14 protein-coding genes, 1 tRNA gene and 2 rRNA genes are annotated in these 13,863 nt (G+C 51.9%); 14 read left to right on the forward strand and 3 right to left on the reverse strand.

Going from position 1 to position 13,863, the window contains the following annotated elements:
- Positions 1–112 precede the first annotated feature (112 nt).
- From msrP to EHN07_RS11000, 14 genes are all read left to right on the forward strand, one after another.
- Entirely contained in the window at positions 113–1,117 is a 1,005-nt protein-coding gene (gene msrP / locus EHN07_RS10935; RefSeq protein ID WP_124024177.1) for a protein-methionine-sulfoxide reductase catalytic subunit MsrP, read from the forward strand.
- 1 nt (position 1,118) lies between these two features.
- The gene (gene msrQ / locus EHN07_RS10940) at positions 1,119–1,718 is read left to right on the forward strand and encodes a protein-methionine-sulfoxide reductase heme-binding subunit MsrQ (RefSeq protein ID WP_124024178.1); all 600 of its coding nucleotides are present in this window, start codon (positions 1,119–1,121) and stop codon (positions 1,716–1,718) included.
- 281 nt (positions 1,719–1,999) lie between these two features.
- Positions 2,000–2,452, forward strand: a complete 453-nt coding sequence (gene aroQ / locus EHN07_RS10945) for a type II 3-dehydroquinate dehydratase (protein ID WP_124024179.1) — start codon at positions 2,000–2,002, stop codon at positions 2,450–2,452.
- Positions 2,453–2,473: 21 nt separating this feature from the next.
- Positions 2,474–2,947: an acetyl-CoA carboxylase biotin carboxyl carrier protein gene (accB, locus tag EHN07_RS10950; RefSeq protein WP_124024180.1), complete on the forward strand. Its 474-nt coding sequence runs from the start codon at positions 2,474–2,476 to the stop codon at positions 2,945–2,947.
- Between the two features lie 10 nt (positions 2,948–2,957).
- The gene (accC, locus tag EHN07_RS10955) at positions 2,958–4,304 is read left to right on the forward strand and encodes an acetyl-CoA carboxylase biotin carboxylase subunit (RefSeq protein ID WP_124024181.1); all 1,347 of its coding nucleotides are present in this window, start codon (positions 2,958–2,960) and stop codon (positions 4,302–4,304) included.
- A 116-nt stretch (positions 4,305–4,420) separates the two neighbouring features.
- Positions 4,421–4,663 carry a YhdT family protein gene (locus EHN07_RS10960; protein WP_124024182.1) on the forward strand — a complete coding sequence of 81 codons (243 nt, stop codon included), beginning with the start codon at positions 4,421–4,423 and terminating at the stop codon, positions 4,661–4,663.
- Entirely contained in the window at positions 4,653–6,107 is a 1,455-nt protein-coding gene (gene panF / locus EHN07_RS10965) for a sodium/pantothenate symporter (RefSeq protein WP_124024183.1), read from the forward strand. Before EHN07_RS10960 ends, panF begins: the two co-directional genes overlap by 11 nt.
- An 11-nt stretch (positions 6,108–6,118) precedes the next feature.
- Complete coding sequence (prmA, locus tag EHN07_RS10970; protein ID WP_124024184.1) at positions 6,119–7,000, forward strand: 50S ribosomal protein L11 methyltransferase; 882 nt, start codon at positions 6,119–6,121, stop codon at positions 6,998–7,000.
- A gap of 389 nt (positions 7,001–7,389) precedes the next feature.
- Positions 7,390–8,355 (forward strand): tRNA dihydrouridine synthase DusB, encoded by a 966-nt coding sequence (gene dusB, locus EHN07_RS10975; protein WP_124024185.1) that lies wholly within the window; start codon positions 7,390–7,392, stop codon positions 8,353–8,355.
- 25 nt (positions 8,356–8,380) lie between these two features.
- Positions 8,381–8,677, forward strand: coding sequence for a DNA-binding transcriptional regulator Fis (fis, locus tag EHN07_RS10980; RefSeq protein ID WP_000462905.1), 297 nt, complete (start codon positions 8,381–8,383; stop codon positions 8,675–8,677).
- 450 nt (positions 8,678–9,127) lie between these two features.
- Positions 9,128–10,153 (forward strand): amino acid ABC transporter substrate-binding protein, encoded by a 1,026-nt coding sequence (locus tag EHN07_RS10985; protein ID WP_124024186.1) that lies wholly within the window; start codon positions 9,128–9,130, stop codon positions 10,151–10,153.
- Between the two features lie 70 nt (positions 10,154–10,223).
- Positions 10,224–11,405, forward strand: coding sequence for an amino acid ABC transporter permease (locus EHN07_RS10990; RefSeq protein WP_124024187.1), 1,182 nt, complete (start codon positions 10,224–10,226; stop codon positions 11,403–11,405).
- Between the two features lie 9 nt (positions 11,406–11,414).
- Positions 11,415–12,515, forward strand: a complete 1,101-nt coding sequence (locus EHN07_RS10995; RefSeq protein WP_124024188.1) for an amino acid ABC transporter permease — start codon at positions 11,415–11,417, stop codon at positions 12,513–12,515.
- A 10-nt stretch (positions 12,516–12,525) separates the two neighbouring features.
- Positions 12,526–13,284, forward strand: coding sequence for an amino acid ABC transporter ATP-binding protein (locus tag EHN07_RS11000; protein WP_124024189.1), 759 nt, complete (start codon positions 12,526–12,528; stop codon positions 13,282–13,284).
- Between the two features lie 81 nt (positions 13,285–13,365).
- On the opposite strand, the gene rrf (EHN07_RS11005) is transcribed toward EHN07_RS11000, so the two are convergent.
- The 3 genes from rrf (EHN07_RS11005) to rrf (EHN07_RS11015) form a co-directional block, all read right to left on the reverse strand.
- Positions 13,366–13,481, reverse strand: a 5S ribosomal RNA gene (rrf, locus tag EHN07_RS11005).
- Positions 13,482–13,521: 40 nt separating this feature from the next.
- A tRNA-Thr gene (locus EHN07_RS11010) sits at positions 13,522–13,597 on the reverse strand.
- A 140-nt stretch (positions 13,598–13,737) separates the two neighbouring features.
- Positions 13,738–13,853, reverse strand: a 5S ribosomal RNA gene (gene rrf / locus EHN07_RS11015).
- Between the last annotated feature and the right edge of the window lie 10 nt (positions 13,854–13,863).

Consider the following 13,863-nt stretch of genomic DNA (forward strand, 5'->3'; position numbering starts at 1 on the left):
AGCCACCATGCTGTGGAACAGCAGCAGGGTTAAATTTCAATTTTTTGTGACATATTCGCAGGGCTAACCATTCTCCGTCATGCTTAGGCCAGACACCACGCAGGATCATAAAATGAAGAAGATTGCCCGCTTTACCGACGCCGATGTAACAGCCGAGTCCGTATTTATGATGAAACGCCGTCAGGTGCTGAAGGCGCTGGGTATCAGTGCGGCGGCCCTTTCACTTCCATCAACGGCACATGCCGATATTCGCTCCTGGTTTAAAGGTAACGACAGGCCACCTGCGCCAGCGGGTAAACCTTTAACGTTCAGCCAGCCGGAACAATGGCAGGCAAAACTCGCCATGACGCCGGAAGATAAGGTCACGGGCTACAATAATTTCTACGAGTTTGGCCTGGATAAAGCCGATCCTGCGGCGAACGCCGGCAGCCTGAAGACCGAACCGTGGAAAATCACCCTTAGCGGTGAAGTGGCCAAACCGCAAACCCTGGATCTTGACGATCTGTATAAGAAATTCCCGCTGGAACAGCGTATCTACCGGATGCGCTGTGTTGAGGCCTGGTCGATGGTCGTGCCGTGGATTGGTTTTCCGCTCGCTAAACTCCTGGCCCTGGTTGAACCCACCAGCCGGGCAAAATATGTCGCCTTCGAAACGCTGTATGACCCGGAACAGATGCCTGGGCAAAAAGATCGCTTTATCGGCGGCGGGCTGAAATACCCCTACGTCGAGGGCCTGCGCCTTGATGAAGCCATGAACCCGCTCACGCTACTCACCCTCGGGGTTTATGGCAAAGCGTTGCCACCGCAAAACGGCGCGCCGATCCGGCTCACGGTGCCGTGGAAATATGGCTTTAAGGGGATAAAGTCGATTGTCAGTATCAAACTGGTAAGCGAATTACCCCCCACGACATGGAATAGGATCGCGCCCAACGAATACGGATTTTATGCCAACGTAAACCCAAACGTTGACCACCCCCGCTGGTCGCAGGCGAGTGAACGCTTTATTGGCTCAGGCGGGGTGCTGGATGTCAAACGCCAGCCGACGCTGCTGTTTAACGGCTACGCAGAACAGGTTGCTTCGCTGTATCGCGGTTTAAATCTGCAGGAGAATTTCTAACGTGAGATTAACGGCGAAACAGGTTGTCTGGCTGAAAGGGGGACTGCATCTTGCCGCCTTTCTGCCTTTCTTATGGCTATTTTATGCGGCAAGCCAGGGGCTTTTCAGTGCCGACCCGGCAAAAGATATCCAGCATTTTACCGGCAGGATGGCGCTGAAATTACTGCTGGCAACGCTGTTAATCACGCCTCTGGCTCGCTACGGTAAACAGCCATTGCTGATGCGTACCCGTCGTCTGCTGGGGTTATGGTGTTTTGCATGGGCAACGCTGCATTTAACCAGCTATGCCATGCTGGAGCTGGGCATCAGTAATCTGGCGCTGCTTGGTCAGGAGTTAGTGACGCGCCCCTATTTAACTTTAGGCATAGTCAGCTGGCTCATCTTGCTGGCGCTGGCGGCGACATCAACGCAATTTTTACAGCGAAAACTGGGCGCGCGCTGGCAAAAGCTGCATAACTTCGTCTATCTGGTGGCCATTCTTGCTCCCATTCATTACCTCTGGTCGGTGAAGGTGCTGTCTCCTCAGCCCTTGCTATATGCGCTGGGCGCATTCATCCTGCTGGCCTTACGCTATAAAAAATTCCGCCAGTGGCAAGGTTAACGCCAGAGAAGTGATAGCGGACAAAGCACAAAATGCCCGGTTTGTGCTTACTCTGAGAGGTGTTCTTCTGCGCAAAAAAGCGATCAACCCTGCCCTTAAAAAGGATATGAGTTGATCATCTTCCCTGATAAGACCAGTATTTAGCTGCCAAATGCTACGAAATCGTTATAATGTGCGACTTTGGTTTTTCTGACAGGCCATTTTCTGGCTCTGAAAGTGACAACCGAGCAACTTAGGTATATTTTGTCACATACCTACAAATTGCAGGAGATGGCAGCACGATGTCGGCTAATTTTCACATTTTGCTTTTGAACGGTCCAAACCTTAACATGCTGGGGACCCGCGAACCTGAGAAGTACGGTACGCTGACTTTAGCGCAAATTGTTGGCTCGCTCGAAGAAGAAGCAAAAACGCTAAATGTCTCGTTCAGTCACCTGCAATCAAATGCGGAATTTGAGCTGATCGACCGAATTCATCAGGCTAAAGACAGCGTCGATTTTATTCTGATTAATCCGGCCGCGTTCACTCATACGAGCGTTGCGCTGCGTGATGCCTTGTTAGCGGTAGATATTCCGTTTATCGAGATCCATCTGAGCAATGTGCATGCGCGCGAACCGTTCCGCCACCATTCATATCTTTCTGATAAAGCGGTTGGTGTCATCTGCGGATTAGGCGCTGACGGCTATTCATATGCACTACAGACGGCGGTAAAACGCTTGTCAAAATCCATCTAAACAAGAGTACGGAACCCACTCATGGATATTCGTAAGATTAAAAAACTGATCGAGCTGGTTGAAGAATCAGGCATCTCCGAACTGGAAATTTCTGAAGGCGAAGAGTCTGTACGCATCAGCCGCGCACCGGTAAACAACGGTTTCCCGATGATGCAACAGGCTTATGCCACTCCAATGTACCAGCCGCAGCCAAGCCTGGCTGGTGCTGTAGCGCCTGCCGCAACGCCGGTAATGGAAGCGCCTGCGGCTGCTGAAGTCAGTGGTCACATCGTGCGTTCCCCAATGGTCGGTACTTTCTACCGCACCCCAAGCCCGGATGCGAAATCATTCGTTGAAGTTGGCCAGAAAGTTAACGTTGGCGACACTCTGTGCATCGTTGAAGCGATGAAAATGATGAACCAGATCGAAGCGGACAAAGCCGGCGTGGTGAAAGCCATCCTGGTTGAAAATGGTCAACCGGTTGAATTTGACGAGCCGCTGGTCGTCATCGAGTAACGAGGCGCACATGCTGGATAAAATTGTCATCGCCAACCGTGGCGAGATTGCTCTGCGTATTCTGCGTGCCTGTAAAGAACTGGGCATTAAGACTGTTGCTGTGCACTCCACTGCGGACCGCGATCTAAAACACGTATTGCTGGCGGATGAAACCGTTTGTATCGGTCCGGCTCCGTCGGTAAAAAGCTATCTGAATATTCCGGCAATCATCTCTGCGGCAGAAATTACCGGCGCGGTGGCGATTCACCCGGGTTACGGCTTCCTGTCAGAAAACGCCAACTTTGCCGAGCAGGTTGAGCGTTCAGGCTTTATCTTCATCGGCCCGCGTGCCGAAACCATCCGTCTGATGGGCGATAAAGTTTCCGCCATCAATGCGATGAAGAAAGCTGGCGTACCTTGCGTACCCGGTTCTGACGGCCCGCTGAATGACGATATGGATAAAAACCGCGCCCATGCTAAACGCATTGGTTACCCGGTGATTATTAAAGCGTCCGGCGGCGGCGGCGGTCGTGGTATGCGCGTTGTGCGTAACGATGCCGATCTGGAACAATCCATTAATATGACCCGTGCGGAAGCCAAAGCGGCTTTCAACAACGATATGGTCTATATGGAGAAGTACCTGGAAAACCCGCGCCACATCGAAATTCAGGTGCTGGCTGACGGCCAGGGCAACGCTATCTATCTGGCTGAACGTGACTGCTCTATGCAGCGCCGTCACCAGAAAGTGGTGGAAGAAGCGCCAGCGCCGGGCATCACGCCTGAGCTGCGTAAATTCATTGGTGAGCGCTGCTCTAAAGCCTGTATCGATATCAACTATCGCGGCGCGGGCACTTTCGAGTTCCTGTTCGAGAACGGTGAGTTCTACTTTATCGAGATGAACACCCGTATTCAGGTGGAACATCCGGTAACGGAAATGATCACCGGCGTTGATCTGATCAAAGAACAGCTGCGCATTGCTGCGGGCCAGCCGCTCTCCATCAAGCAAGAAGACGTACAGGTTAACGGCCATGCGGTTGAATGCCGTATCAACGCCGAAGACCCGAACACCTTCCTGCCGAGCCCTGGCAAAATCACTCGTTGCCATGTGCCGGGTGGTTTTGGCGTACGCTGGGAATCGCATATCTATTCCGGCTACACGGTTCCGCCTTACTACGATTCAATGATCGCGAAGCTTATTTGTTACGGCGAAACCCGTGAAGTGGCGATTGCTCGTATGAAGAACGCCCTGGCGGAACTGATCATCGATGGCATCAAAACCAACGTTGATTTGCAGACCCGTATCATGAACGATGAAAACTTCCAGCATGGTGGGACTAACATCCACTATCTGGAGAAAAAACTGGGTCTTCAGGACTAAGTTTTCTCAAGAAGTTACATCGTTAAAAGGCCGGATTTCCGGCCTTTTTCTTTTTTGATCCCCAACTTGTCGCTATGCGTTACAATCGCCGCTTTCCGCCAACTCAAGGGATAACAATGGACGCGCGTTTTGTTCAGGCCCATAAAGAAGCCCGCTGGGCGCTTTGGCTAACCCTCCTCTATCTTGCAGCTTGGTTAGTGGCTGCTTACTTACCTGATAATGAGATTGGCCCAACCGGTCTTCCACACTGGTTTGAAATGGCCTGCCTGCTGGTCCCGCTGCTGTTTATTTTACTGTGCTGGGCGATGGTGAAGCTTATCTTCCGTGATATTCCGCTGGAGGACGATCATGCAGCTTGAAGTGGTATTGCCGTTAGTCACGTATTTAGTCGTCGTGTTTGGCATTTCCCTGTACGCCATGAAGCGCCGCACGGCAGGTAACTTCCTGAACGAATACTTCCTCGGCAGCCGCTCGATGGGCGGCTTCGTCTTAGCGATGACGCTTACCGCAACCTATATCAGCGCCAGTTCGTTTATCGGTGGGCCCGGGGCGGCCTATAAATACGGCCTTGGCTGGGTATTGCTGGCGATGATTCAGCTCCCCGCCGTGTGGCTATCGCTGGGTATTCTTGGGAAAAAGTTCGCCATTCTGGCGCGCCGCTATAACGCGGTTACCCTGAATGACATGTTATATGCCCGCTATCAAAGCCGTCTGCTGGTGTGGCTGGCGAGCCTGAGTCTGCTGGTGGCTTTTGTTGGCGCCATGACCGTGCAGTTTATTGGCGGTGCGCGCCTGCTGGAAACCGCTGCCGGTATTCCTTACGAAACGGGCCTGCTGATTTTTGGTATCAGTATTGCGCTTTACACCGCTTTTGGCGGCTTCCGCGCCAGCGTGCTCAACGATGCCATGCAGGGCATGGTGATGCTGGTCGGGACGATTTTGCTGTTGGTGGGTATCGTTCATGCCGCCGGGGGATTGCACAACGCGGTGGAGACACTCAGGCATATCGACCCTAAACTCGTATCGCCCGAGGGTGCGGACGACATCCTTTCCCCATCGTTTATGGCATCATTCTGGGTACTGGTCTGCTTCGGTGTGATTGGCCTGCCGCACACGGCGGTGCGCTGTATTTCCTATAAAGACAGTAAAGCCGTACACCGGGGGATTATTCTCGGCACCATTGTGGTGGCGATTCTGATGTTTGGTATGCATCTGGCGGGAGCGTTAGGCCGCGCGGTCATACCCGATTTGAAAGTGCCTGATTTGGTCATTCCAACGTTGATGGTCACCGTCCTGCCACCGTTCGCGGCGGGGATCTTCCTTGCGGCACCGATGGCGGCAATCATGTCGACAATTAACGCTCAGCTGCTGCAATCATCGGCTACCATCGTTAAAGATCTCTATCTGAACCTGCGTCCGGAACAGATCCACAACGAAACGCGTCTGAAAAGAATGTCTTCGGCAATCACCATGATCCTCGGTGCGCTGTTGTTGCTTGCGGCATGGCGTCCACCGGAGATGATCATCTGGCTGAATTTACTGGCGTTTGGTGGGCTGGAAGCGGTGTTCCTGTGGCCGCTGGTGCTGGGTCTGTACTGGGAGCGCGCCAACGCTGCGGGCGCGCTGAGCGCGATGATTGTTGGCGGCGGGCTTTATGCCGTGCTGGCGAGTTTTAAAATCCAGCTGCTGGGCTTCCACCCGATTGTGCCATCCTTATTATTAAGTTTGCTGGCGTTCCTGGTAGGCAACCGTTTCGGTCAGCCGCTGCCGGTTCCAGCACTGGTTTCAACTACTGATAAATAAAGAGTTTCGCTATGCCATGGATTCAACTGAAAATTAATACCTCCGGCGCAAACGCTGAAGCGCTCGGCGATGCGCTGATCGAAAGCGGTGCGGTTTCCGTTACCTTTCAGGATACCCATGACACACCGGTATTCGAGCCGCTGCCAGGCGAAACCCGCTTATGGGGCGATACCGATGTCATTGGCCTGTACGACGCAGAAACCGACATGCCAGAAGTGGTCGCCATTCTTGAGCATTGCCCCCTGCTAAGCATCGGTTTCCCGCATAAAATCGAACAGCTTGAAGATAAAGACTGGGAGCGGGAATGGATGGATAACTTCCACCCGATGCGCTTTGGCCAGCGTCTGTGGATCTGCCCGAGCTGGCGTGATGTGCCGGATGCTAACGCGGTAAACGTGATGCTGGACCCGGGCCTGGCGTTTGGGACCGGGACTCACCCCACCACCTCGTTGTGCCTTGAGTGGCTTGATGGTTTAGATCTGGTTGGCAAAACGGTCATCGATTTTGGCTGCGGCTCCGGCATTCTGGCGATTGCGGCGCTGAAACTGGGCGCGGCCAAAGCGATTGGGATTGATATCGACCCGCAGGCGATTCTGGCCAGCCGTGATAACGCCGAGCGCAATGGCGTTTCCGATCGCCTGGAGCTCTATCTGCCAAAAGACCAACCAGAAGCCATGAGCGCTGATGTAGTGGTTGCTAACATCCTGGCAGGCCCGTTACGTGAATTAGCACCGTTAATCAGCGTACTGCCTGTTCAGGGCGGTTTCCTTGGCCTTTCCGGGGTGCTGGCAAGCCAGGCCGGAGGGGTTTGCGCCGCCTATCAGGATCAATTCACTCTCGATCCGGTTGCTGAAAAAGAAGAATGGTGCCGCATTACCGGTATTAAACGCTAAAAGCTTCACCGCGGTAACGTGGTTTCAGGCCACGTTGCCGCGCCTTTATCCCGCCTGCCAATACCTGCCCATCTCAGAGCTAAGACACAATAAAATGAGATGCCGATCGCAGAAATACACTACGTTTGCTGATTAATGCAGCACTTTATGCGGCTGTTATGGGTAAAAAATAACAAATTACCGCTGAGCGTGGCTAAATTATAAAAGCGCACAAATTGACCAATTAAATTTAACCTTCTGAAAATTATAGTTAATTTATTTATGCCAGCGCGCAGCTTAAACATTCATTGATCTACGACAGCTGATTGTTCAAAGTTTGGCCTTTCATCTGAGGCTAAAAATGCGTAATATACGCCGCCTTGCAGGCAAGTATGGTCATTTCTTAACTCATGCGCATTGGACAACACCAGCTCAGAAATCGACTGATTGCAGCACCTATGGCTGGCATCACTGACAGACCATTCAGAACGCTGTGTTACGAGATGGGGGCCGGACTGACCGTTTCCGAGATGATGTCCTCTAACCCTGAAGTTTGGGCGAGTGATAAATCGCGTTTACGTATGGTGCACGTGAATGAACCAGGTATTCGTACCGTGCAAATTGCCGGTAGCGACCCTGATGAGATGGCAGAGGCCGCACGCATTAACGTGGCTAATGGCGCCCAGATTATTGATATCAATATGGGATGCCCGGCTAAGAAAGTGAATCGTAAGCTGGCAGGCTCTGCTCTGCTGCAATACCCGAGTCTGGTGAAGTCTATCCTGACCACGGTTATTAATGCAGTTGACGTCCCTGTGACGCTGAAAATTCGCACCGGCTGGGATACGGCGCACCGTAACTGTGAAGAGATTGCCCAACTGGCTGAAGACTGTGGCATTCAGGCTCTGACAATTCATGGACGCACACGCGCCTGTTTATTCCAGGGCGATGCTGAATACGACAGCATTCGGGCAGTTAAGCAGAAAGTTTCCATTCCGGTAATCGCGAATGGTGACATTACTGACCCGCTTAAAGCCAGAGCCGTGCTCGACTACACGGGGGCTGATGCTCTTATGATAGGACGTGCGGCTCAGGGAAGACCCTGGATCTTTCGGGAAATCCAGTATTATCTGGACACTGGAGAGCTGCTTCCTCCCCTGCCTCTGGCAGAGGTGAAGCGCTTACTTTGCGGGCATATTGGGGAACTTCATGACTTTTATGGTCATGCAAAGGGCTACCGAATTGCTCGCAAACACGTCTCCTGGTACTTACAGGAACACGCTCCAGATGACCAGTTTCGGCGCACATTCAACGCCATTGAAGATGCAAGCGAACAGCTTGAGGCGTTGGAGGCATACTTCGAAAATCTTGCGTAATTAGAAATAAAGAGCTGACAGAACTATGTTCGAACAACGCGTAAATTCTGACGTACTAACCGTTTCCACCGTTAACTCACAGGATCAGGTTACCCAAAAACCTCTGCGTGACTCCGTGAAACAAGCACTGAAGAACTATTTTGCTCAACTGAATGGTCAGGATGTTAACGATCTGTATGAGCTGGTATTGGCTGAAGTAGAGCAGCCATTGTTGGACATGGTGATGCAATACACCCGTGGCAACCAAACCCGTGCTGCCCTGATGATGGGTATCAACCGTGGCACGCTGCGTAAGAAATTGAAAAAATACGGCATGAACTGATATTAATCAGTTAAGTTGTTGTTTAAAAAGGCGCTACTCGGCATGGGGAAGCGCCTTTTTTAATACCTGAACCCTCCCCTTCTCACCATGCTGTTTTGCACCGTGAAAGCGCAAACAATCACAGCCACCGCCGTTGTTATTCTCAGCCCAGCCTTAATGGTATTCAGACTAATATTCCCCCATAAAACTACTTCTTTTCATATGATCGAAAACTGAAACTTTTTTGTGCGGAAATGTGGCGCAGGCTTCAATTTTGCACCGTTGTGGGGCGCTGAGAGCGATTTTTCCTGTCTACACTCTGCTTACTGCGGCGAGCGGTACACGCATACCGTCTCCCGCAAACCTGGCACTCCCTTTGCTTTAACCAGAGTGACAGATGCCACAGGCAGGAAAGCGGCGCCATGCGGACGCCAATACTTATAACGATAATTTCGCCACACAGGATGCATTATGAAAAAGACTTTGATCTCCACTCTGGTCGCTGCCGGTGCATTATTCGCAGTTACCGGTCAGGCTCATGCAGGCACCACTTTTGATGCGGTAAAAAAGAAAGGCTTCGTGCAATGTGGCATAAGTGATGGCCTGCCGGGATTTTCTTATGCCGATGCCAACGGTAAGTTTACCGGTATTGATGTGGATGTGTGCCGCGGCGTTGCGGCTGCGGTATTTGGCGATGCCACGAAAGTTAAATACACGCCACTGACCGCAAAAGAGCGTTTTACGGCATTGCAGTCGGGTGAAGTGGACATTTTGTCGCGTAATACCACCTGGACCTCCTCGCGCGATGCGGGCATGGGCATGATGTTCACCGGCGTGACTTATTACGACGGCATTGGCTTTCTCACCCACAACAAAGCGGGTCTGAAGAGCGCGAAAGAGCTGGATGGCGCAACCGTCTGTATTCAGGCCGGTACCGATACTGAACTGAACGTTGCCGATTACTTCAAAGCCAACAAGATGAAATACACACCGGTCACCTTTGACCGCTCTGATGAATCAGCCAAAGCGCTGGAATCCGGCCGCTGCGATACGCTGGCCTCCGACCAGTCACAACTTTATGCCCTGCGCATCAAGCTGAGCACGCCTGGTGAATGGATTGTGCTGCCAGAAGTCATTTCCAAAGAACCTTTAGGCCCGGTTGTACGTCGCGGTGACGAAGACTGGTTCTCCATCGTGCGCTGGACTCTGTTCGCCATGCTAAATGCCGAAGAGATGGGCGTTGACTCGAAAAATGTTGATCAAATGGCGGCAAACCCAACCACTCCTGATATGGCACACCTGTTAGGTAAAGAAGGGGACTTCGGTAAAGATCTGAAGCTTGATAACAAATGGGCGTATAACATCGTCAAACAAGTGGGTAACTACGCCGAAATTTTCGAGCACAACGTCGGTTCTGACAGCCCGCTGAAAATCAAACGTGGCCAAAACAATTTGTGGAGCAAAGGCGGCATCCAGTACGCACCACCGGTTCGCTAAGCGAGACGTCAGAAATGGGCACTGCCAGAGCAGTGCCCAGGGTTTGAGTTTAGGTTACTGAGGTTCGCTTATGTCCCATCGCCGCCCACTGATAAAAGGTGAGATCTCTTTTTCTAACCCAGCGGTTCGTGCCTGGCTGTATCAGATTGTTGCAGTCATCATCGTCGCAGGCATCGCCATTTACCTGATACACAACACCGTCACTAACCTTAGCAATCGTGGCATTACCTCAGGTTTTGCATTCCTTGAGCGTAGCGCTGGCTTCGGTATCGTTCAGCACCTCATTGATTATGAGCAGGGGGATGCCTATGGCCGCGTATTTGCCGTCGGCCTGTTGAATACCCTATTGGTTTCTGCGTTGTGTATCGTTTTTGCTTCTTTTATCGGCTTCTTTCTTGGCCTTGCCCGGCTTTCCGATAACTGGTTATTACGCAAACTATCAACTTTTTATATCGAGACGTTCCGCAATATCCCCCCTTTATTGCAGATCTTCTTCTGGTATTTCGCCGTATTGCGTAATTTGCCAGGCCCACGCCAGGCGGTCAGCGCATTCGATCTGCTGTTTCTGAGCAATCGCGGGCTTTATCTTCCTTTTCCGCAGATAGCCGATGGAGCGCTGGCGTTTATTGTTGCCATTGCGCTGGCGCTGCTCATCTTTGCGGGCCTGTATCGCTATAACAGAATGCATCAGATCAAAACCGGGCAGCTGCGCCGAAGCTGGCCATATGCATTGGCACTGTTGCTCTTATTACCGCTGCTTGCTCAATGGCTTTTCGGTGCCGCGCTCCATTGGGATATCCCCGCCTTACGCGGCTTTAACTTCCGTGGCGGTATGGTGCTGATCCCTGAACTTGCGGCATTAACTCTGGCTTTATCGGTGTATACCTCCGCTTTTATTGCCGAAATTATTCGTGCCGGTATTCAGTCAGTACCCTATGGTCAGCATGAGGCTGCACGCTCGTTAGGGATACCCAATCCTGTCACTTTGCGTCAGGTCATCATTCCCCAGGCAATGCGCGTGATTATTCCTCCGCTTACCAGCCAGTATCTGAATATTGTCAAAAACTCATCGCTGGCGGCGGCAATTGGCTACCCGGATATGGTTTCATTATTTGCCGGTACGGTACTTAATCAGACGGGACAGGCGATTGAAACTATTGCCATAACCATGTCGGTTTACCTGGCTATCAGCCTGACGATTTCGTTGCTGATGAATATTTATAATCGGCGAATTGCCCTGATTGAGCGCTAAGGGATCACCATGACGAAAGCATTAATGTCGCAGCACACGCGCCCAAAAGCCGTGCGCTCAGGCGCTATTCAGTGGGCACGCAAAAATCTTTTTTCCAGCTGGTCTAATAGCTTACTGACGATTTTCTGTTTCTGGATGCTGTGGCAGCTTATCCCGCCGTTGCTAAACTGGACGGTTTTCCAGGCGAACTGGGTCGGTGATAGCCGTGCTGATTGCACAAAAGAAGGCGCCTGCTGGGTGTTTATCCACGCGCGCTTTGGGCAATTCATGTATGGACTCTACCCACACGATCAGCGCTGGCGCATCAATCTTGCCCTGCTTATTGGCCTGGCTTCTATTATCCCTATGTTCTGGAATGCCATGCCGCGCCGTGGGCGCTATATCACCACCTGGGCGGTCATCTATCCGCTGGTGGTTTGGGGGCTGCTATACGGTGGATTTTTAGGGCTGGATCGCGTTGAAACGCGTCAGTGGGGCGGCCTTACATTAACGTTAATCATCGCATCAGTAGGGATCGCCGGAGCGTTGCCATTGGGGATCTTACTGGCCTTAGGCCGCCGTTCGACCATGCCGGTCGTCAGGATCTTATCGATTGTCTTTATAGAATTCTGGCGCGGCGTGCCGCTCATCACCGTGTTGTTTATGTCCTCCGTAATGCTGCCGCTGTTTCTCTCGGAAGGCACCAGCATTGATAAGCTGATCCGTGCACTGGTCGGGGTGATCCTCTTTCAGTCAGCCTATGTGGCTGAGGTGGTACGTGGTGGATTACAGGCATTGCCGAAAGGCCAATACGAAGCAGCGGAATCTCTGGCGCTGGGATACTGGAAGACACAAGGCCTGGTTATCTTGCCTCAGGCCCTGAAAATGGTCATCCCAGGTCTGGTAAACACCATTATTGCGCTATTTAAAGACACCAGTCTGGTGATCATTATTGGCCTGTTTGATCTTTTCAGTAGCGTGCAGCAGGCCACTGTTGACCCTGCCTGGCTTGGCATGTCGACCGAAGGCTACGTCTTTGCCGCGCTCGTCTACTGGATCTTCTGTTTCAGCATGTCGCGCTACAGCCAGCACCTGGAAAAACGTTTTAACACCGGACGAACACCGCACTGAGGATCGATCAATGAGTCAAATTACTATGCAGCCCGCGGATGCGATGATCATGCTGGAAAATGTGAATAAGTGGTACGGGCAGTTTCACGTGCTGAAAGATATTAATCTGCAGGTGCAGCAGGGAGAACGTATTGTTCTATGCGGCCCCTCCGGCTCCGGAAAATCCACCACTATTCGCTGCATCAATCATCTGGAAGAACATCAGCAGGGGCGTATCGTCGTTGATGGCACCGAACTTAACGATGATTTACGTAATATAGAGAAAGTACGCACTGAGGTTGGGATGGTGTTCCAGCATTTTAATCTTTTCCCACACCTGACCGTTTTGCAAAACTGCACGCTGGCCCCTGTTTGGGTACGTAAAATGCCAAAGAAAGAGGCTGAAGCATTAGCCATGCATTATCTGGAACGCGTGCGTATTGCCGAACATGCACATAAATTCCCCGGGCAAATATCCGGTGGACAACAGCAACGCGTGGCAATTGCTCGTTCTCTATGCATGAAGCCAAAGATAATGCTGTTTGATGAGCCGACTTCAGCACTCGATCCTGAGATGGTCAAAGAAGTGCTGGATACCATGATTGGCCTGGCTGAATCTGGCATGACAATGCTGTGCGTCACGCATGAAATGGGCTTTGCGCGAACGGTGGCTGATAGGGTTATCTTTATGGACAGAGGTGAAATTGTGGAGCAGGCACCGCCTGATGAGTTCTTTGCACACCCTAAGTCAGAGCGTACCCGAGCCTTCCTGTCGCAGGTTATTCATTGATACCTGAATATAGCGGTATTTTCTGGCTAAAATCCAAAACAAAAAGGCCATCCTTGCGGATGGCCTTGTTGTTTATTTGGAGCCTGGCAGTTCCCTACTCTCGCATGGGGAGACCCCACACTACCATCGGCGCTACGGCGTTTCACTTCTGAGTTCGGCATGGGGTCAGGTGGGACCACCGCGCTACTGCCGCCAGGCAAATTCTTTATCAAGCAGCCGAACGTTAAACCTAAAAACTGGTGCTGATACCCAGAGTCGAACTGGGGACCTCACCCTTACCAAGGGTGCGCTCTACCAACTGAGCCATATCAGCACACTTTAATTTGGAGCCTGGCAGTTGATGAACTTCGTTCACCCTACGGGCCGTTGCTTCGCAACGTTCAGGCTTCGCCTGTCCTACTCTCTGAGAGTAGAGAACTGCCCCGTATCACCAGGATACAACTTTAATTTAGAGCCTGGCAGTTCCCTACTCTCGCATGGGGAGACCCCACACTACCATCGGCGCTACGGCGTTTCACTTCTGAGTTCGGCATGGGGTCAGGTGGGACCACCGCGCTAGTGCCGCCAGGCATATTCTGT

This window comes from Buttiauxella warmboldiae (assembly GCF_003818135.1).
In the GTDB taxonomy this organism is placed as follows: Bacteria; Pseudomonadota; Gammaproteobacteria; order Enterobacterales; family Enterobacteriaceae; genus Buttiauxella; species Buttiauxella warmboldiae.

What these genes read in the sequence shown, in the direction of transcription:
- accC (WP_124024181.1), top strand. Translation starts at nt 2,958, where the DNA reads ATGCTGGATAAAATTGTCATCGCCAACCGTGGCGAGATTGCTCTGCGT.
- prmA (WP_124024184.1), top strand. Translation starts at nt 6,119, where the DNA reads ATGCCATGGATTCAACTGAAAATTAATACCTCCGGCGCAAACGCTGAA.
- accB (WP_124024180.1), top strand. Translation starts at nt 2,474, where the DNA reads ATGGATATTCGTAAGATTAAAAAACTGATCGAGCTGGTTGAAGAATCA.
- EHN07_RS10995 (WP_124024188.1), top strand. Translation starts at nt 11,415, where the DNA reads ATGACGAAAGCATTAATGTCGCAGCACACGCGCCCAAAAGCCGTGCGC.
- EHN07_RS10990 (WP_124024187.1), top strand. Translation starts at nt 10,224, where the DNA reads ATGTCCCATCGCCGCCCACTGATAAAAGGTGAGATCTCTTTTTCTAAC.
- EHN07_RS10960 (WP_124024182.1), top strand. Translation starts at nt 4,421, where the DNA reads ATGGACGCGCGTTTTGTTCAGGCCCATAAAGAAGCCCGCTGGGCGCTT.
- aroQ (WP_124024179.1), top strand. Translation starts at nt 2,000, where the DNA reads ATGTCGGCTAATTTTCACATTTTGCTTTTGAACGGTCCAAACCTTAAC.
- panF (WP_124024183.1), top strand. Translation starts at nt 4,653, where the DNA reads ATGCAGCTTGAAGTGGTATTGCCGTTAGTCACGTATTTAGTCGTCGTG.
- msrP (WP_124024177.1), top strand. Translation starts at nt 113, where the DNA reads ATGAAGAAGATTGCCCGCTTTACCGACGCCGATGTAACAGCCGAGTCC.
- EHN07_RS10985 (WP_124024186.1), top strand. Translation starts at nt 9,128, where the DNA reads ATGAAAAAGACTTTGATCTCCACTCTGGTCGCTGCCGGTGCATTATTC.
- dusB (WP_124024185.1), top strand. Translation starts at nt 7,390, where the DNA reads ATGCGCATTGGACAACACCAGCTCAGAAATCGACTGATTGCAGCACCT.
- EHN07_RS11000 (WP_124024189.1), top strand. Translation starts at nt 12,526, where the DNA reads ATGAGTCAAATTACTATGCAGCCCGCGGATGCGATGATCATGCTGGAA.
- fis (WP_000462905.1), top strand. Translation starts at nt 8,381, where the DNA reads ATGTTCGAACAACGCGTAAATTCTGACGTACTAACCGTTTCCACCGTT.